The following is a 16,770-nucleotide window of genomic DNA, read 5'->3' as shown; positions in this document are numbered from 1 at the left end:
GAATCGGCGTCGGCGAACCAGGCATGATCGGATTCACGCTACCGGAGATCCGACGCCTGCTCACCAAACTCATCCCGCGTGTCACCGACACCGCCGAACACATCTGGCACTGGTCACACTTCCGCCGCCGACGACAACACCAAGCCCGCCTCGGCCACTACAAACGACGCGGCTACCCACTCACCAAACTGCCGTTGCAGTACTAAGGGTGCTTAGTATGCGCAGGTCAAGCCCCTAGGACAAGTGGTCATCAGTCGCCGGATACAACAACCTGGCCGGCGTCGACCAGGTCTTCACCCTGTTCGCCAGGGGCAATCAGGTCCTGACCGACTTCATAGCCGTGCAGGCGACGCTGAGTGCAACACTGATGGGCATGCAACGGCAACTGTGAACACCCCCGGAACCGCCAGAGAGATGCCTTCAGGGAATGATCGAACCGAACCAGGGTGTCAATCCGACGACAAGGATCAGCAAGGTATACACCCAGAACGAGCGATCGACAGGCACTTCCTTGGGGGCTTGCGCAGGAAGATCGACGGCGTGTGCGGCCGCCATGGCTTCCTGCAGCACCTGCTGGTGGCGGTCAGCCCTGCAGGCGTAACGAGGGAACAGTTTCGATAGCAGCCATGATTGATCGAACTCCCAGGACACGGTTTCCACGCTCGTGATGAGGTTGATTCGGTTGCCTGCTACCTGGATGTCGTTGATGTCATGCCAGTTGATATGTCGATTGCGAAAGGCATAGACCAAGTCGACACCGTGAGAGTTCCATGTCAGGCGTGCGCGCAGGCCGCCTCGTCGGATGAGTTCCAGTAGCACCACTGCCAACGTGAGCGATATCAGGAGAGGCGGAACCGCAAGTCCCTCGAGAGCGTGATCATAGGGAACGTACGAAGCCAAGATGGCGACGATAGCGGCAGCCAGCCAGTTGATGAGCCGGCTTCTCCTGATCTGACCGTTGATGTCCATACCAAGGTTCAATTCGCACCCTACCGACGTGATCATCCTTACGTCGGTGCTCGGGGTGTTCGACCGCGTCGAGCACCCCGAGCACCGATTCGTCATGTTACCTGCCGAGTCTTGCGACGAAGACCTACCTGAAGGCGATACTCAGGTCTCCGCTTACCGGTAGCGGTTCTTGAATTTGACCTGTTTCCGGTGCCGGAAGTACCTGCCTACCACCCATAAGCGGGACGGGCTGAAGCTCCTCTTGGCGTTGCCATACCTGGATACGAAGCCACCACGGGCTCCATGGCTCGCAGCGACGGGGAATTTGACTTGTGCGAACCGGGAGATCCCGAATCCCATCGCTCCGCATACGGCGTCACCGAGAATATGCCGGACCGGGCTTTCGCTGCGGTGGTTCGCTGCCCAGTTGGCGGCACCGAGCCCGGCTCCGGCCAGTGCCCCGGCGCCGACCGCGATACCCCGGACCCATGGGTTGTCGAGTGCCTTGCGGCCGAAGTCCGCCGCTTTCTCGAGCCAGGACCACCACTGGCCATTGAGGTCCGTTTTGTTGATGGGGTCGGCGATGACGTAGTCGTAGGCACTTCCCGACCGAGCAGGGTCCCGCAGACCGGGCACGCCACAGCATCGCCCTTGTTCGATGCCCGCACCACGACTACATCGCCCACTTCCTCGACGCCCTCGACCGCCGAAAGTCCCGAGAACACCACATCGACCAGCATCGCCACCAAGATGCATGGAATCCCGGCACCGCAGGTAGAGGAGTTCGACGTCGGAATTCTCGATAAAGTGGAAACGCGCCGCCATGTTGCACGCAACCGCGGCTGGATGGTTTTCAGCCGCGGTTGCGTTCGTGTGCCTTGGTCAGCACGGTAGACAGTCTTGAGACCTCATCGTCGGAGCCGCTCAGGTTCGGAGCGACGGCCTGGACGGACGTAAATCTCCCTCCACCGCAGGTTTGTCCGTTGATGGCTTTGGGGTTCTCCCGAGTGGGAATCAGATTCACGGTGCGGGAGCTGCCGGCCGGTAGCCCTTGGACCTCCAGCAGCGTAGAGAACAGCTCACAGGCACGATCCGGCGTGATTCCCTTGCCTGAGGCGATCAGGTCGCGAGCCGCTTCCAGTTTGCGAGTCGTCTCCGGATCGTCGAGCAGTCCTGACCTCTTCACCTGCTCTATTGCTGCGGGCAATTGCGTTGCCCATGTTTCTGCTGACGTACCGATCACCTGGACGCGACCCCCGGCAGGAATCTCCCAGTGGCACGCGGGCAATCCGCCGACAGCCAAAGACTTCGGCTCGGACACCTCTCCGGCAAGCATCGACAGCTCAGCCGCTGTGAGAAGTGCACACGAAGCGTCCGGAGCGGACGTCTTCGTCGCCGGGTCAGCGGACGACGGGGCCACACCCTCGGCGACCTTGCCTTGCGGCGCCGAAGCAGACTTGTCCGACGAACACCCGACCAGCCACAGCATTGCCGACGCGGCGACAAACACTGCAATTCGACTGGCCCTCAGATAGCCGAGGCGCTCCACGTTTGGCATCTTGCGCTCATCTCCCCCATCCAAAGAAGACAGAGGCTACCAGGACCGCAGTTGCGAACAGGCCGAGAACGTGTCGGCGACAAGCGAAGAGGATGATCGCGTGTCCGACGACCACCTGTGAGTGATGTGACGCCAACAGGAGCGGAGTTGCCCACCGCCGCGGACAAGAACCTGCCCAGACTCGACGGCAGCCTAAAACCGTTCTTCATCAACAGAAACCGTCTCCGGCGAGGTCGAGGAGCCTCGGCTCCGCCTTCGCCCCGCTGGCCGGTTCCGCACTCCTGGAACACACCGACAGAATCTAGCTGGGAGTGAGCGTCACAGCAGCCGGGCCCATGCTCTTCCTGGCACAGCGAACTGTTGCCGGAGCGCTGCGCAATCGTCGAACCAGCCGACCTGCGGCCACACCAGCTTGTCCAGCCGTGGAAGCCCCCACCACAGCGGTTGTGACAAGGAAGCAGAAAGGCTGCTACACCACCAACCGGCCCCGCAGAGCACACCGGAGCAAACGGAGACATAACGGAGCCCAGCCACGATCGACGCCAAGGCGAAAATGCCGCCAAAGGACCAACGTTCCTGCAGGTCGGAAGCGATGTCGACGTTGTGGGCCGGGTCGGGCTCGAACCGACGGCCAAGGGATTATGAGTCTGCAGGTGACGACTCATCTAACGATCATTCGTCTTGACAGGCATGTTTGCCGACTGACTCGCACCTGCGCGTGATCACCATCTAGTCATTCGACACGGCGGTAATCCGCGTGCCGACGGTCTGACGGCCCGGCCTGTCCGGTCCAAGCTGGCTGGGTCACCTGCAAGCGACGTATCGCTGCCGCGTCCGGCACTCTCGTGTGCGATGCTTCGCCGATCAAGTGGCAGCCCGCTCCTTCTTCTTACTACGCCCGACCACTAAGGCCGCGACGACCGCCAGACTGAACCCGAGCACTACGAGAGCCACAGGTTTCGCCTTACCCGCAGCCTGGACGGCTGGGACTTTCGCTGTTCCGGGAGAAACGTTTCGACATGGGGCTGGTTCCAGGGGCCGTGGCATGCGGAAGAGCAGCACCCAGAGCATGGTCGCCAAGGCAACGAGAGATGCTTCGACGACGATGACGAACGCCGCGTATACATGCCAGCCGAAGATGTGTTCGGAGGGAACGAGTGCGGAAAGCGCCATCACTTCACCGAGACTGAGGATAAACACGGCGAACACGACGACCGGCCGCTGGCTGGGGTCTGTCGCGGCTTCCCGAAAGAAGCCCACCTCAAGTCCTAAAGCGACGATGAGCAGAACGATGACCTGTGTCATCTGCGCGAAGAACTCTTTGTCAACCTCACCACCCAGTTGGTACTCCCACCACGTGGTCGCATAGTAAGCGGCGAGCGTACCGGCCAGAAGAGGAATGGAAGTCCGGAGACGGACCCACTCGCTTTGGTCGCTCTCCCGAGCCTTCCGGCTCACCAACATCGCCGGTCTGGCATCCAAGGTGGTCGACAGGATGAGTGCCAACCCCGCCAGGTAGGCGAGCGGGGTTACCAGATCGAGCCACAGTCTCGTCAAGTCACCGGGAGAGGTCCTAGGAGCGACGACCACTGTGGTCAAAAGATCGAGCGCCAACGTCGCCAAGGCGCCAACGAACCACCAGGCCAATACTGAGGTTCTCTTTGCACCTCCGATCCGCCGTCTGAACAGGCTCTTCGTCAGCAGTACCGCAGCCAAGATGGCGAGGTCGATCGGGGCCAGCAGCCAATCCCACCTGTGGCGCAGTTCTAACTCTTCGTCGAACGCACCCAGGAATTCGTCACTGAACGCGAGTACGACGAGCACCATGAAGACCGCAGTGATGGGAACGACCGCGTTCGAGGGAGAGCGGCTGGGTCTGGTCACGTTCGACAGTCGTCTGTTACAGCCGACGCGTTACCCGAGAGGTATCCCCACCCCGACGTCGCCGCCTTTCCAAGGTCCAAACCCTGGTTCATTCATCCGGCCGTCCAGCGATCGCTGTGCGCAACGGGGGGCGGTCGAAGTAGGTGCACTGTGCACCGCATCCGGCGAAACCAGGTGCACGCTGCCGTGGCGAACCCCCGCCGACCGAATCGCCTCATCCGGGAGCAGGGCAGACCGCCATCACACCCGACGCCCTAACGGGTGATCCCATCCACACGGCGTCAACCAGCTCTGCCCTGCTCTCAGACACATCATCACTGCCCACTCAGACGCTAGGACCACAACGCCCCTGCTTCAGGTCACGCCTCATCCCACCTGACCGCCGGCGTTCTGCAGCAGCCCAAAGGCCGGGCGGCCGAGCTCATCCAGCACGACGACCTCGCCATCGAGCACCGCCTGGCGCCGCGACCCGCTGCGCCGTCCGTTCATCTGCCTCGGAAGCGACACTCAGCGGGCTGTGTCCTGTGCCGAGCAGATCCGGCTCAGCTGCGCGAGGCTGAAGCCGAACAATGGGACACCGAGCGGAACGTGGACCGCCGCCACGGGCGCGATCCTTGGCGAAGCCGCCGCACGGCCGCCACAAGAGGATCGCGATGAGCGGGTGCAACGTTGAGACGACGAACAGCGTGTACGCCGTGGCGCTGCGCACGAGTGAGTCTCCGGAAACGTGCCAGCTACAGAGAATCCTCATCACCCGAGGACTTGAGCTCGCGCCACTTCTTGATTCTTCTGGCCCTCCAGCGCCGGATTGACGTCTCACGGACCTCCTGAGAACCCCAATGGACCCACTTCGTGACATCCCCGACAGAGACGGTCATGCACATGCGATCGGACAGCATGTCCTCGGGCGACACGTGGGAAATCTCTTCCTCACTCACCGCGATCGCCGCACGAATCGCGGTACGTATCTCGGCGCGGGGTGGGCCGACACGCGAAGCAGAGACACCCAACACGCATCCGGCTACCGCCAGGACCTATCTGTTCCGCGGGCGGCTCTTCCATGGATTCGGCAGGCGCTTGGTCGGGGTACCGCGGCACAAACGGGCGTACTACCTCTGCAGGCCCAGCAACAACAACCACGGCCGCTCGGACAGGTTCACCGACCACGAGAACGCTCTCTATCTTCGCGAAGACGCCCTGCTGGACGCCGTCGCCAGGTTCTTCGCCGACCGCGTGTTCGGCCCTGACCGTCGCACGGTCCTCGAAGCCGACCTGGCCGGTTCCGACGATCACGCCACATCTGAACGAGAGGAAGAACGAGCCCGAATCCAGCGACAGCTCGCCGAGATCGCCAAGAAGCAAGCATCGATCCTGAAGCAAGCACAGCAAGGGGACCCGGACGACCCCTTTACAGCCGCTTTGCGAGGCAGCTACAACGAACTAGCCAAGGGCGAGAAGCAACTCCACGCCAAGATCACCGCTCTGGACGAGGCGGACTCGGCTACACCTCGGGGCATGACAGCCGACGAACTGCCACTGATCGACGCGCTTCCCTATCTCGCCGTCAACCTCGCAAAAGTGCCAGAACCGTATCTACGGGCGGCGCAGCGCGCCGGATCGGCTTGTGAGGTTCCTGTTGGTGCCCCCGGTGAGATTCGAACTCACACTGGACGGGTTTTGAATCCGTTGCCTCTGCCAGTTGGGCTACGGGGGCGTGCGGGGTGAACTTTACGGGATCGCGGCCGCGCCCTTTTCGCCGGGCCCGGAGTGTGATGCCCGTCTGACGTGGTGAACGCCATCTCGCCGACTGGATCGTTCCCGGTAGGCTTCAGGTTCGCGGACTGACCGCGAGCCGAACTGCCCGACGACCTTCAGGAGGACCCCGGTGACCGAGCAGGCTGCCGAGGCCAATGGTGCCGTCGCCGCACCCCAGCGGCGGGTGCTCGTGGCCGAAGATGAGGCCCTCATCCGTTTGGACCTCGTCGAGATGCTCCGTGAAGAGGGCTACGAGGTCGTCGGTGAGGCGGGTGATGGCGAGCAGGCCATCAACCTGGCCACCGAATTGAAGCCCGACCTGGTGATTCTCGACGTCAAGATGCCCAAGCTCGACGGTATCGAGGCCGCATCCAAGATCACCGGCGACCGGATCGCGCCGGTCGTCATCCTGACCGCGTTCAGCCAGCGCGACCTCGTCGAGCGGGCCAGGGACGCCGGCACGATGGCGTACCTGGTCAAGCCGTTCGCCAAACGGGATCTGGTGCCCGCCATCGAGCTGGCCGTGAGCCGGTTCGCCGAGTTGCAGGCGCTCGAGTCCGAGGTCGCGGGCCTGACCGATCGGCTGGAGACCCGCAAGGTCATCGACCGGGCCAAGGGGCTGCTGATGAGCCGCCAGGGGCTCACCGAGCCGGACGCTTTCCGCTGGATACAGCGCACCGCGATGGACCGCCGAACCACGATGAAGGCGGTGGCCGAGGCCGTCGTCGAGAGCATCGGCTGACGGACCCGGCCAAAGCCGCGAAGGCCACCTCCATCCCGGAGGTGGCCTTTTCGCTCAGAGACCGCTTGCCGCCCGCATCACTCGATAGACGTCGGTGTTCTCGACCGTGCCACCCAATCGGGCGGAACCGGGCCCCTCGGCGGTGACCGGGGTGTCGGAACCGGTGTGGTCGTGCGTCGTCCAGTCCACGGTGAACTGGAGCTTCGAGCCCGGTACGCCGAACGGGCCGTCCTGGTCGGGATCGGTGTCGGAGGCGTCGTAGTTCTCGATGCTCAATCCGCCGGTCTCGTGGTCGCCGCCGATGATCACCAGCGTGTCGGGATGCGCGCGGACGAAGCGCATGACCTCGGCGATCGTGGCGTCCAGTGCCCGGCCCGCGTCGATCACGCCGTGCGCGTTGTTCTCGTGTGACATCCCGTCGGTTCCTTCTTCCTCCAGGAACAGGAAGAAACCGCGCGGGTTCTTCGACAGCGTGTCCAGCGCCTTGCGCGCCATCTGCTGGAGCGGCACTCGTGGCGCGTACTTCCCGACGCCGTCCGGGCCGTAGTCGACCATGTCCTCGTTCGCGAACAGGCCGAGGATCCGGTTCGCCCGCGTGTTCCGCAGTTCGTCGCCGTCACGCACGTAGGTGTAGCCGGTTCGCCGCGCGCGTTCGACGAGGTCGCCGTAGGGACTGCGGCTCTCCTCCCCCGGCTTGTCCGGCCAGAGACCGGGATTCCCCCTCGGGTACCACCAGTCCTCACCCCCGCCGAGCAGAACGTCCGGGCGGCTGTCCTCGATGTACTGCTTCGCGATGTCGCTCTGCGAATCCCGGCTCGGAACATGCGCCGCGAAGGCGGCGGGCGAGGCGCCGGTCACCTGCGCGGTGGTGACCAGGCCGGTCGACTTCCCCGCCCGTTTCGCCCGTTCGAGGATCGTTTCCACCGGACGGCCGTGGACGTCCATGCCGACGGCGCCGTTGCGGGTCTTGTGCCCGGTGGCGAGGGCTGTGGCCGCCGCGGCCGAATCGGTGACGATCTCGTCCGGGTCGTCCGGGGCCGTCCGCACGAGGCCGGTGACCGCGAGGCCGTCCATCGCCAGTTCGCCGCTTTTGCCCTTGAGCGCCAGCCGAAGCAGGTCGCGCTGGCCGAGGCCGAGGCCGTCGCCCTGGATGTAGATGATGTTGCGCGCCACCCGCGCCCCGGACTCCGCCGTCGTCGTCTGCGCGACGGCGGCCGAGCCACCGCACAGGACCACCAGAACCGTCGCCGCCGCCAGACCGCGTCCCCGCATGTCGCCTCCCGTTAGTTAGGAACCTTTCCTAACAGAGAACCGAGACGAAGGCCAGAGGCCGAGCGGCCACGCGAGCCGCGAGAACCATCCCGGAGGGATACCCACGCGCGGTGAGATCCAGACCACACGATCGGGTCGTGACGATCTTGGTACGGCTGGGTCTATGGAGTGTGGGACAGAACGGGATGACCCGCGAACTTCCGCCACAGGCAAGGAAATCCGAATCAAGGAGACTGCGATGACGAGCACCACCGCCACCACCAAGCCGAACACCAACTCCTCCGCTCCCGCCGAGAACAGCGCACTCGTCACGACGCAGGGCGTGACCACGATCGCCGACACCGTCGTGCAGAAGGTCGCGGGCCTCGCGACCCGTGAGATCACCGGGGTCCACGCGCTCGGCGGCGGCGCCGTGCGGGCGTTCAACGCACTGCGCGAGCGCATCCCGGGCGCCACCGCGTCCGCCGGACAGGGCGTGTCCGTCGAGGTCGGCGAGCGCCAGGCCGCCGTCGACCTGCAGATCGTCGTCGAATACGGCGTCGCGATCGCGGATCTCGCCAAGTCGGTGCGCCGCAACGTGATCGGTGCCGTCGAGCAGATGACCGGGCTCGAGGTCGTCGAGGTCAACATCAACGTGTCCGACGTGTACATCCCGGGTGACGACGAAGGCGACGAGAACACCGAATCCGGCCGAGTCCAGTGACCACCGGCGCCGAACCGCGCCCTACCGCAAGGAGAACGTTCATGAACGCCACTCATCTCGGCCTGCTGACCGGTCTCGTGCTCGGCGTGGCAGGCGCCTTCGGCGGCTTCGGCGCCTTCCTCGTCGTACTCGTCCTCGCCGGCCTCGGCCTGCTGGTCGGCCGGTTCCTCGACGGCAAGCTCGACCTTTCGGCCCTGGCCGGCCGCGACAGGGGCTGACCACCATGACGACCATGACCGCCGCCGCGCCGGAAACGGACGGGCGCGGCGGGCTCACCGTGGCCGGCGGTGCCGTCGAACGGATCGCCGCGCAGGCGATCACCGAACTCGACGGCATCGGCGGCTCGGCCTCCCGGGTGCTCGGGATCGCGGTCGGCGGTGAAGACCTCGACCAGGGCGCCAAGGTGAGCGCGAACGTCACCGGCACCACGGCCACTTTGGCCGTCCGGCTTTCGGTGAAGTACCCGCTTTCGGTCCGCGCCACCACCGAAACCGCGCGGGAGCACCTGATCCGCCGTGTCGGCGAACTGTCCGGCCTGACCGTCACGCAGGTCGACATCACCGTCACGGCCCTGCATTCCGCGGAACCCGAGACGAGGAGGGTCCGATGAAACGGCGCCCCCGCCGCAGTGTCCCGGCCGTGCTCGTCGCACTCGTGGTGCTCGCCGGATGTGTACTGGCCGCCGCCGTCGCGGTCCAGACGATCATCGGGGAGAAACCGTGGGTCAGCTACGACGCCGTCGCGTCCGCGCTGCACGGAACCCGATGGAGTGACCTGCTTCCCGCGCTCGTCGGCGGTGGTGTCGCGCTGATCGGCCTGCTCCTGCTCGTGAGCGCGATCGTCCCGGGGAAGCCGACCGTGCTGCCGCTCGAAGGCGGCCCGGACTCCGGCGCCTCCCGGCGCGGCTACCGGTCGACGCTGCGCGCCGCCTCGTCCACTGTGGACGGCGTCTCGGCGGCGAAGCTGAAGGTCAACCGGCGCAGGATCGTCTCGGTGGTGACCACCGGGCGGACGAACACCGCCGGACTCGCCGACGCCGTCCGCGCCGCCATCGAGCACCGCATCGCCCAGATCGGTCCCGCCACCGTCCCGGCCGTACGAGTCCGGGTCAAGGCAACCAGGAGCGCGTCATGACCGACCTCAACCGTCCCGCCCGGCTGAACCGCACCTTGCTGGTACTCACGGGACTCGTGCTGCTCGCCGCCGGCATGTTCGCCGTCGGCACCCATTTCGGCAAAATTCCCCTGCTCGAACCCGGCGCCGCGCTCGTACCCGGCACGGCGATGCCACCCGGATGGGCCTGGTACGTCGTCGCCGGAGCCGCGGTCGTCGTCGGACTGCTGACGCTGCGCTGGCTCATCGCGCAGCCCGTCCACAAACCCAAGTCCCGCACCTGGCGTTTCGACCAGGACACGGGCCGGACCACACTGGCCGGGAGCACCGCTGTCGAGCCGTTCGCGGCGGAGGTCGCGACCTACCCCGGTGTCCACGCCGCGCACGCCACGCTGGGCGGCACCCAGGACGCGCCGGTGCTGGCCGTGGTGCTCAGCGCCGAACAGGACGGCGATCTGGTCGCCATCCGCGAGCGCGTCGCCGGAGAGGGGCTGCCCCGGCTGCGCCAGGCACTGGACCTCGACGAGCTGCCGATGACCATCGAGTTCCGTTTCTCCGCCAAGGCAGGCCCCCGCATCCAGTAGCGAGGTTTCCGGGGTGCCTGGATCGGGAAGCCGGTCCAGGCACCCCCGCCCCGATCCAGAGGAGTCCCGCATGTCCGCCGTGACCAGGGCAGCCGACACCTTGCTCGACCGGACCCTGCTCGGGTACAGCAGCCTCGGGCACCACCTGCGACGGCGGTGGTGGCCCGAGGATCCGGCGCCGGACGCGCTCGCGGGCAAGGTCGCCGTGGTCACCGGCGCGAAAGCCGGTCTGGGCAAGGCGACCGCCATCGGGCTGGCGAAATCGGGCGCGACCGTCCGGATCGCGGTCCGCGGCGACGGCGAGGCCGCCCGCACCGAGATCGAGCGCGCCGTGCCCGGCTCGCGGATCATCGTCGACCACTGCGACGTCAGCCTGACCTCGTCCGTGCGCGACTACGTGAAAGACCTCGACGGCGAGATCGACGTCCTCGTGCACAACGCCGGCGTGATGCCCACCGAACGAACGGAAACGGCCGAGGGCAACGAAGTCATGCTGGCCACGCACGTACTCGGGCCGCATCTGCTCACCGCGTCGCTCCGGCCGCGGTTCGCCGACGGCGCGCGGGTGATCTGGGTCAGCTCCGGGGGCATGTACGGCCAGCCCCTGCGCACCGACGACCTCCACTATCTGCACGGCGACTACCGGCCCGCCGCCGGATACGCGCGTACCAAACGCATGCAGGTGGTGCTGGCGGAACTCTGGGCGGACGAATTCGACGGTTCCGGCGTCATCGTGCACAGCGCCCATCCCGGCTGGGCCGACACCCCTGGGGTCGCGAACTCCCTGCCGACGTTCCGGAAGCTGACGCGGCCGATCCTGCGGAACCCCGAGCAGGGGGCGGACACCTTCGTCTGGCTCGCGGCGGCCGAAGAACCGGGTCGGTACAACGGGATGTTCTGGCACGACCGCGTCCCCCGGCCGACGCACTACCTCGGCAAGACCAGGGAAACCGCCGCGCAGCGCCAAGAACTCTGGCAGGCCTGCGGGCGGCTCACCGGCCTCTAGCCGAGGGGGACCATCGCGACCGCGGGGGTGGACGGCGTGCGCGAACCCCCGGCGGGTTCGACGGTGATACCGACCCGGTCGATCCCGCCGGGCAGATCCGCGAGCACCGGCCTGGTCCGATGTGGACCGTCGGAAGCGAGCAGCCCGGCAGAATGCACGCCGCTCGCTCCGATGAGCCAGACCTGATACGCCTTGCCGGGCGCCAGCGTCGGCAGGTCACCCGCCAGTACGACGACCTTGCCGTGACTGCGCGAGGTCACCACTGTGGTGGCGTCACGCTCGGGCCCCTTCACCGTCGAGGCGTCAGGAGCGGTGAGCACGGAATTCACCGAGGCGAGCCGCTGTTGAGCCGGATCCGTTCCCGGTTCGGTGTTCGTGGTGACCAGTCCGAACACCAGCGCGCCGGCGGCGGCCGCGGCGGCACCCCACAGGGCGATCCGCACGGACGGCTTCTTCGACGGTTCGACGCGCCGGACGGCGGCGATCAGAGGCGGCCATTGGCGGGTCTGGGCGGCCTGGGTGAGCGTCGCTTCCCTCAGCCTCGGAGGCGGCACCGAGGCCATCGCCGACCCCAGCCGCGCCGCGGTCTCCCGCAGTTCCCGGACCTCCTGACGGCAGGCGGAGCAGCCCCGCAGGTGCCGCTTGAACGCCGCGGCCTCCTCCGGGACGGCGTCCAGCGCGTAAGCCCCGGTGAGTGTGTGCAGTTCGACCGTCATTGCCCGACCCCCAGGCAGTCGCGCAACCGGATCAGGCCGTCGCGGATGCGGGTCTTCACCGTGCCCGGCGCGGTTTTGAGCACTTCCGCGACTTCCGGATAGGTGTAGCCGTTGTAATAGGCCAGCACGACGGATTCCCGTTGCAGATCGGTCAGCGCGGACAGGCATTGGCGCACCCGCTGCTGCTCCAGATTGCTGATCGTCGATTCGGCGACCTCGTCGAACGGGCGCCGGAAATCGAGTCTGCCCGCCCGGTCGTCCCGGTCGAGTGCCGCCTGATGCGAACGCACCCGGTCCACGGCCCGCCGGTGCGCGATGGTGAGCACCCAGGCCAGGGTGCTTCCCTTGCCCGGTTTGAACCGCGCCGCCGTCCGCCACACCTCCACCAGGACCTCCTGGGTCACTTCTTCGGCGAACGTGCCGTTGCGGACGACCCTGTTCACCACTCCCCACACCGGCCCCGACACGACGTCGTACAGGTCGGCGAACGCCTGTTCGTCACCCGCCGCGACCCGTTGCATCAGGCTTGTCTCGGCGGGCTCCGCTCCGGTGCCGCCGTTTTCGCGCAGACTCGTCCGCACACCCTCGACCATCAAGCTGCCTCCACCTCACCCGACGCCCGGCTACGCGGTTGCCATGACGTCTGAGAGGCATTCGGAGCCGACGGCGCCGCGGACTGGTCCGTGCCGGGAAGAGCGTCGGTTTCCTGGTCGCGCGGCTGACCATCCCTTATGCCGAAAAAACGGGCCGGGGCGCGGAAATCCGCTGCCCCGGCCCGGAAAACCGGACTACTTCTTGAAGGTGTCGCGGATCTTGTCCGCCGCGTCACCGACGGCGTCCTTCACGTTCTCGACGGCGCCCTTGAGACCGGCCTTCGCCTGATCGGCCTGGCCCTCCGCGCGCAGCTCGTCGTTGCCCGTGGCGTCGCCGGCGGCCTCCTTGGCCTTACCGCCGAACTCCTCCGCCTTGTTGCTGATCTTGTCGCCCAACGACATCGGGTCCTCCTCCGTCCGTGGCGCCCGGATCGTGCGCCGTACACGGTAAGGACAACCCTTGATCAGGATTCGTCATGCACACGGACGGGTGATCACGCTCACGCCGTGCGCCACGGCATGTGCTGCAGCGTCCAGGTGTTGCCGTCGGGGTCGCTGAAAGCCGCGTAGTAGACGCCGCCGATGTCCTCGACCGGACCGACTTCGGCCCCCCTGGCGATGAGCGCGGCGCGTGCCTCCTCGATGTCGGCGACCACGAGATGGAGCCCTCGCAGGGTCCCGACCGGCATGTCCAGTGACGCGAGCCCGGTGGTCAAGGTGATCGAACAGGCCGAACCGGGCGGGGTGAGCTGGACGATCCGGACCCCGTCGGCGGGTCGCACGTCGACGTCGACCTGGAAACCGAGCCGTTCGGCGTAGAACTCCTTCGCCCGGTCGATGTCACTGACCGGCACCGGGACCAGTTCGAGCAGGAACGTCCCAGGCGGAACGGGCGGCACGGGCTGGGAATCGGTCACGGACTTTCCTTTCGCCGGAGGGAGCCGATCCTTTCACGAGGATCAGCCGGACCAGCCGCTCAACCGGGACAAAAGCCGCTCGAGAACCTCGGGATCCGCGCCGACGGGCTCACCGGAGACGGGCTCGTCCACCAGCGTCCGGCGGTCGCCCCGGCGTGGCAGGCGTACCTGCCCGGCGGACAGGCCACCGGGCAGCGGCAGCTCACACCACGTGGTGACCCCGCCGGTCTCGCTCGGCGCCACCCCGGTCCGCTCCCCCGGCGCCGGCGTCGGCGTGGGAAGACCGTCCAGTTCGTGGTCGACCTCGATGACCAGGACGTCCGACCGCAGCCGCAGTCGCAGTGTGAAGAACGGCGGCTCCTTCGGATCGGCCGCGTCGACCAGCACACCCACCAAGCGGGCGGCGGCCGTCTTCGCCTGATCGAGCAGCGGCCGCAAGGACCAATCCGAGAGGATGAGACGGACGAAGAGCTCGGAGCACAACAGGGCGTTCGGTTGTGCCACCAGCCGGAGGTCGTCCATCTGCGAGGTGCGCGCGCTCAAACCTTGGCCTTCCTCGTCGACGTGCGAGCGTGCATCATGCCACCCCATCCGGTGACGGACTCCGACCGCCTCGACACCGTAGGCGATCTTCCCCGCGCTGTGGTCCAGACAAGACTTTTGGTCCACTGGAGTGATACAGCTTTGGCTCTGTCCATCGGGCCAAAGAACGCGCAGAGTGGTCGGCGTGAGCATCGCCTTCCTGATCACCACGCTGGTCGTGGTCGCCACGCCCGGCACCGGCGTGGTCTACACCCTCTCCGCCGGACTCGCCCGCGGGAGACGCGCGAGCGTCATCGCCGCGACGGCCTGCACCCTCGGCATCATCCCGCATATGGTCGCCGCGATCACCGGCCTCGCGGCACTGCTGCACGCGAGCGCGGTCGCGTTCGAAATCATCAAATACCTCGGCGTGGCCTACCTTCTCTACATGGCGTGGGCGACGCTGAAAGACCGGGACGCGATCGTCGTGGAGGGTGATCCCGAACCGAAGTCGGCGCTGCGGACGATCACCTCTGGCGTGCTGATCAACGTCCTGAACCCAAAGCTGACACTGTTCTTCTTCGCGTTCCTGCCCCAGTTCGTCCCGGCGGGCGAACCCGGCTCCATCCCCCGGATGCTGCTGCTGAGCGGGGTGTTCATGCTGGCGACTTTCGTGGTGTTCAGCGTGTACGGCGTCCTCGCCGCCGGGGTGCGCCACCATGTCATCTCCCGGCCGCGCGTACTCGCCTGGATGCGGCGGATCTTCGCCGGTTCCTTCGCCGCGCTCGGCGCCAAACTCGCGTTCACCACCCAGTAGACAGGTTTCGTATGCGACTCCAGCACAACCCCGGCGTCCGCGCCGAGCACCCCGGCCTCGCCGTCGGCACGCTTTCGGCCAGCGGAATCACCCCCGCGACACCGGTCGACCTCGACAAGTTCCTCGCGCGGGCGGTGCGGCGGCTGGCGGACGGCCCGGAATCGGAATTTCCCGAGATCCAGGCGTGGCGCCGGGCCTTCGCCAAGATGGGGCTGAAGCCGACGCAGTATCGCTGCGCGTCGGAATCACTGCTGCGCCGTCTGCGGAAGGAAGGCACGCTTCCGCGCATCCACCCGGTGATCGACCTCTGCAACGCGGTCTCGGTCGCGTACGCCATCCCGGTCGCGGTGCTCGACGTCGCGAAGATCAGCGGTTCGCTCGAAGTCCGCCACGCGCGGGGCGACGAGAAATACGTGACCTTCGCGGGCACCGTCGAGCATCCGAATCCCGGCGAGGTGATCTTCGCCGACGAGGACGATCAGGCCCACGCGCGGCGGTGGACGAACCGGCAGAGCGGGCACTCCGCGGTCTCCGCCACGACGTCCGACGTCCTGATCGTCGCGGAAGGACTGCACGCCACGGCGGCCGAGGACGTCCGGCTGCTGATCGAGGCCATCGACGGCGAGCTGGCCGCGGCGGGCGTCCAGGTCACGAGGCCTTGAGCGCCTTCTCCAGCCCGGCGCGGGTCATCTTCGACCGCCCCTTGATGTCCCGCTCACGCGCCAGCTTCTCCAGATCCGCCTTCGACAACGAAGACAGATCCTTCTGCGCAGGCGCCTTCTTTGCCGGGGACTTCTTGGCCGTTCCCGCCTTAGCGCCGGAGCTCTTCTTCTTGGCCTTCCCGTTCTCGACACTCTTCGAAAGCGCCTCGAACAGGTCGACGACCTTGGTCGGCTCGCCGGGTTCGGTCGCGGGCGTGATGGTCTCGCCCTTCTTCTTGGCCGCGATCAGCTTCCGCACGCGGTCGGTGTAGGTGTCGTGATACTCCTCGGGCCGCCAGTCGTCGCTCATCGCGTCGATCAGGTTGAGGGCCATGTCGAGTTCCTTGCCGCGCGCCTGCGCCTTGCCCGGCAGTTCCGGCAGCTGCTCGGCGGGATCGCGCAGATCGGCGGCGAAGTGCAGGGTGTTGAGCACCATGACGCCGTCACCCGAACGGACCAGTGCCAGGTACTCGCGGCCACGCATGACGAATTTCGCGATCCCGGCGCGGCCCGACGACCGCATCGCCTCGAGCAGCAACGCGTACGGCCGCTCGAATTCCGCTTTGGCGGGCGCGAGCCAGTACGTCTTGTCGAAGAACATCGGGTCGATGGCGTCCAGTTCGACGAAGCTCTCGATGTCGAGCGACTTCGACCGGCCGGGGGCGATCTCGTCCAGTTCTTCGGGTTCGACGACCACGTATTCGCCGCTGTCGAGCTCGTAGCCCTTGACGATGTCGTCGTAGTCGACTTCCTTGCCGGTGCGTTCGTTCACCCGCCGGTACCGGATGCGGTCCTCGGTCCCGCGCTGGAACTGGCGGAAGTGCACCGTGTGGTCCTCGACCGCGCTGTAGAGCCGGACAGGCACCGTCACCAGACCGAGCGAAAGCGAACCGCTCCAGACCGGGCGCATGGGCACTCCTCACTCTCTCCTTCCTCGCC

Annotated in this window: 22 protein-coding genes and 1 tRNA gene; 10 read left to right on the top strand and 13 right to left on the bottom strand. The window is 66.5% G+C overall.

The annotated features are described in order from the left end of the window. A partial coding sequence (locus tag ACZ5ZX_RS40525) for a hypothetical protein (RefSeq protein ID WP_465507308.1) occupies positions 1-206 on the top strand: 206 nt, incomplete at its 5' end. A 214-nt stretch (positions 207-420) separates the two neighbouring features. Here ACZ5ZX_RS40525 and ACZ5ZX_RS40520 read toward each other — a convergent pair. From ACZ5ZX_RS40520 to ACZ5ZX_RS40495, 6 genes are all read right to left on the bottom strand, one after another. Continuing rightward, positions 421-1,005 carry a hypothetical protein gene (locus ACZ5ZX_RS40520; protein ID WP_465507307.1) on the bottom strand — a complete coding sequence of 195 codons (585 nt, stop codon included), beginning with the start codon at positions 1,003-1,005 and terminating at the stop codon, positions 421-423. A 796-nt stretch (positions 1,006-1,801) separates the two neighbouring features. Beyond that, positions 1,802-2,497 (bottom strand): hypothetical protein, encoded by a 696-nt coding sequence (locus ACZ5ZX_RS40515; protein WP_465507306.1) that lies wholly within the window; start codon positions 2,495-2,497, stop codon positions 1,802-1,804. 873 nt (positions 2,498-3,370) lie between these two features. Continuing rightward, positions 3,371-4,390, bottom strand: a complete 1,020-nt coding sequence (locus ACZ5ZX_RS40510; protein ID WP_465507305.1) for a hypothetical protein — start codon at positions 4,388-4,390, stop codon at positions 3,371-3,373. 366 nt (positions 4,391-4,756) lie between these two features. Beyond that, positions 4,757-4,897, bottom strand: a complete 141-nt coding sequence (locus ACZ5ZX_RS40505; RefSeq protein ID WP_465507304.1) for a hypothetical protein — start codon at positions 4,895-4,897, stop codon at positions 4,757-4,759. A 423-nt stretch (positions 4,898-5,320) separates the two neighbouring features. Further along, positions 5,321-5,752 (bottom strand): hypothetical protein, encoded by a 432-nt coding sequence (locus tag ACZ5ZX_RS40500; protein WP_465507303.1) that lies wholly within the window; start codon positions 5,750-5,752, stop codon positions 5,321-5,323. A gap of 275 nt (positions 5,753-6,027) precedes the next feature. Further along, positions 6,028-6,104: transfer RNA gene (locus tag ACZ5ZX_RS40495), tRNA-Leu, on the bottom strand. A 171-nt stretch (positions 6,105-6,275) separates the two neighbouring features. Here ACZ5ZX_RS40495 and ACZ5ZX_RS40490 point away from each other — a divergent pair. Next, on the top strand, positions 6,276-6,887 hold the full coding sequence (locus ACZ5ZX_RS40490) for an ANTAR domain-containing response regulator (protein WP_005157321.1): 612 nt from the start codon (positions 6,276-6,278) through the stop codon (positions 6,885-6,887). 54 nt (positions 6,888-6,941) lie between these two features. Here ACZ5ZX_RS40490 and ACZ5ZX_RS40485 read toward each other — a convergent pair whose 3' ends face one another. Next, the gene (locus ACZ5ZX_RS40485) at positions 6,942-8,159 is read right to left on the bottom strand and encodes an alkaline phosphatase (protein WP_465507302.1); all 1,218 of its coding nucleotides are present in this window, start codon (positions 8,157-8,159) and stop codon (positions 6,942-6,944) included. 238 nt (positions 8,160-8,397) lie between these two features. Between ACZ5ZX_RS40485 and ACZ5ZX_RS40480 the strand changes: the two genes are divergently transcribed. The 6 genes from ACZ5ZX_RS40480 (at position 8,398) to ACZ5ZX_RS40455 (ending at position 11,565) form a co-directional block, all read left to right on the top strand. Then, positions 8,398-8,862 carry an Asp23/Gls24 family envelope stress response protein gene (locus ACZ5ZX_RS40480; protein WP_465507301.1) on the top strand — a complete coding sequence of 155 codons (465 nt, stop codon included), beginning with the start codon at positions 8,398-8,400 and terminating at the stop codon, positions 8,860-8,862. Positions 8,863-8,903: 41 nt separating this feature from the next. Further along, positions 8,904-9,080, top strand: coding sequence for a hypothetical protein (locus tag ACZ5ZX_RS40475; protein ID WP_465507300.1), 177 nt, complete (start codon positions 8,904-8,906; stop codon positions 9,078-9,080). A 5-nt stretch (positions 9,081-9,085) separates the two neighbouring features. Then, the gene (locus ACZ5ZX_RS40470) at positions 9,086-9,472 is read left to right on the top strand and encodes an Asp23/Gls24 family envelope stress response protein (RefSeq protein ID WP_465507299.1); all 387 of its coding nucleotides are present in this window, start codon (positions 9,086-9,088) and stop codon (positions 9,470-9,472) included. Beyond that, on the top strand, positions 9,469-9,996 hold the full coding sequence (locus ACZ5ZX_RS40465; RefSeq protein ID WP_465507298.1) for a DUF6286 domain-containing protein: 528 nt from the start codon (positions 9,469-9,471) through the stop codon (positions 9,994-9,996). Before ACZ5ZX_RS40470 ends, ACZ5ZX_RS40465 begins: the two co-directional genes overlap by 4 nt. Next, on the top strand, positions 9,993-10,559 hold the full coding sequence (locus ACZ5ZX_RS40460) for an alkaline shock response membrane anchor protein AmaP (protein ID WP_465507297.1): 567 nt from the start codon (positions 9,993-9,995) through the stop codon (positions 10,557-10,559). The genes ACZ5ZX_RS40465 and ACZ5ZX_RS40460 overlap by 4 nt, the downstream gene beginning before the upstream one ends. Positions 10,560-10,629: 70 nt before the next feature. Next, the gene (locus ACZ5ZX_RS40455; RefSeq protein ID WP_465507296.1) at positions 10,630-11,565 is read left to right on the top strand and encodes an SDR family NAD(P)-dependent oxidoreductase; all 936 of its coding nucleotides are present in this window, start codon (positions 10,630-10,632) and stop codon (positions 11,563-11,565) included. On the opposite strand, the gene ACZ5ZX_RS40450 is transcribed toward ACZ5ZX_RS40455, so the two are convergent. The 5 genes from ACZ5ZX_RS40450 to ACZ5ZX_RS40430 form a co-directional block, all read right to left on the bottom strand. Beyond that, positions 11,562-12,281, bottom strand: coding sequence for an anti-sigma factor (locus ACZ5ZX_RS40450; RefSeq protein WP_465507295.1), 720 nt, complete (start codon positions 12,279-12,281; stop codon positions 11,562-11,564). The genes ACZ5ZX_RS40455 and ACZ5ZX_RS40450 overlap by 4 nt on opposite strands. After that, positions 12,278-12,874 (bottom strand): ECF RNA polymerase sigma factor SigK, encoded by a 597-nt coding sequence (gene sigK / locus ACZ5ZX_RS40445; RefSeq protein ID WP_465507312.1) that lies wholly within the window; start codon positions 12,872-12,874, stop codon positions 12,278-12,280. Before sigK ends, ACZ5ZX_RS40450 begins: the two co-directional genes overlap by 4 nt. 195 nt (positions 12,875-13,069) lie before the next feature. Then, positions 13,070-13,276, bottom strand: a complete 207-nt coding sequence (locus tag ACZ5ZX_RS40440) for a CsbD family protein (RefSeq protein WP_016335858.1) — start codon at positions 13,274-13,276, stop codon at positions 13,070-13,072. Between the two features lie 98 nt (positions 13,277-13,374). Continuing rightward, on the bottom strand, positions 13,375-13,791 hold the full coding sequence (locus ACZ5ZX_RS40435; protein WP_465507294.1) for a VOC family protein: 417 nt from the start codon (positions 13,789-13,791) through the stop codon (positions 13,375-13,377). A gap of 42 nt (positions 13,792-13,833) precedes the next feature. Then, on the bottom strand, positions 13,834-14,334 hold the full coding sequence (locus ACZ5ZX_RS40430) for an ATP-binding protein (protein ID WP_465507311.1): 501 nt from the start codon (positions 14,332-14,334) through the stop codon (positions 13,834-13,836). 184 nt (positions 14,335-14,518) lie between these two features. On the opposite strand from ACZ5ZX_RS40430, the gene ACZ5ZX_RS40425 reads away from it, so the two are divergent. Both ACZ5ZX_RS40425 and ACZ5ZX_RS40420 read left to right on the top strand, forming a co-directional pair. Beyond that, entirely contained in the window at positions 14,519-15,130 is a 612-nt protein-coding gene (locus ACZ5ZX_RS40425; protein ID WP_465507293.1) for a LysE family translocator, read from the top strand. A gap of 11 nt (positions 15,131-15,141) precedes the next feature. Beyond that, entirely contained in the window at positions 15,142-15,792 is a 651-nt protein-coding gene (locus ACZ5ZX_RS40420; protein ID WP_465507292.1) for a B3/B4 domain-containing protein, read from the top strand. On the opposite strand, the gene ku is transcribed toward ACZ5ZX_RS40420, so the two are convergent. After that, positions 15,779-16,741, bottom strand: coding sequence for a non-homologous end joining protein Ku (ku, locus tag ACZ5ZX_RS40415; protein ID WP_465507291.1), 963 nt, complete (start codon positions 16,739-16,741; stop codon positions 15,779-15,781). The two genes, ACZ5ZX_RS40420 and ku, sit on opposite strands and share 14 nt — an antisense overlap. Between the last annotated feature and the right edge of the window lie 29 nt (positions 16,742-16,770).

This window comes from Amycolatopsis sp. NPDC033938, assembly GCF_055575975.1.
This window is presented reverse-complemented; position numbering and strand designations above follow the sequence as displayed.

Bases quoted from the DNA above. Each gene is read 5' to 3' on its own strand.
- ACZ5ZX_RS40520 (WP_465507307.1), bottom strand. From the start codon at position 1,005: ATGATCACGTCGGTAGGGTGCGAATTGAACCTTGGTATGGACATCAAC.
- ACZ5ZX_RS40485 (WP_465507302.1), bottom strand. From the start codon at position 8,159: ATGCGGGGACGCGGTCTGGCGGCGGCGACGGTTCTGGTGGTCCTGTGC.
- ACZ5ZX_RS40480 (WP_465507301.1), top strand. From the start codon at position 8,398: ATGACGAGCACCACCGCCACCACCAAGCCGAACACCAACTCCTCCGCT.
- ACZ5ZX_RS40475 (WP_465507300.1), top strand. From the start codon at position 8,904: ATGAACGCCACTCATCTCGGCCTGCTGACCGGTCTCGTGCTCGGCGTG.
- ACZ5ZX_RS40470 (WP_465507299.1), top strand. From the start codon at position 9,086: ATGACGACCATGACCGCCGCCGCGCCGGAAACGGACGGGCGCGGCGGG.
- ACZ5ZX_RS40465 (WP_465507298.1), top strand. From the start codon at position 9,469: ATGAAACGGCGCCCCCGCCGCAGTGTCCCGGCCGTGCTCGTCGCACTC.
- ACZ5ZX_RS40460 (WP_465507297.1), top strand. From the start codon at position 9,993: ATGACCGACCTCAACCGTCCCGCCCGGCTGAACCGCACCTTGCTGGTA.
- ACZ5ZX_RS40455 (WP_465507296.1), top strand. From the start codon at position 10,630: ATGTCCGCCGTGACCAGGGCAGCCGACACCTTGCTCGACCGGACCCTG.
- ACZ5ZX_RS40450 (WP_465507295.1), bottom strand. From the start codon at position 12,281: ATGACGGTCGAACTGCACACACTCACCGGGGCTTACGCGCTGGACGCC.
- sigK (WP_465507312.1), bottom strand. From the start codon at position 12,874: ATGGTCGAGGGTGTGCGGACGAGTCTGCGCGAAAACGGCGGCACCGGA.
- ACZ5ZX_RS40440 (WP_016335858.1), bottom strand. From the start codon at position 13,276: ATGTCGTTGGGCGACAAGATCAGCAACAAGGCGGAGGAGTTCGGCGGT.
- ACZ5ZX_RS40420 (WP_465507292.1), top strand. From the start codon at position 15,142: ATGCGACTCCAGCACAACCCCGGCGTCCGCGCCGAGCACCCCGGCCTC.
- ku (WP_465507291.1), bottom strand. From the start codon at position 16,741: ATGCGCCCGGTCTGGAGCGGTTCGCTTTCGCTCGGTCTGGTGACGGTG.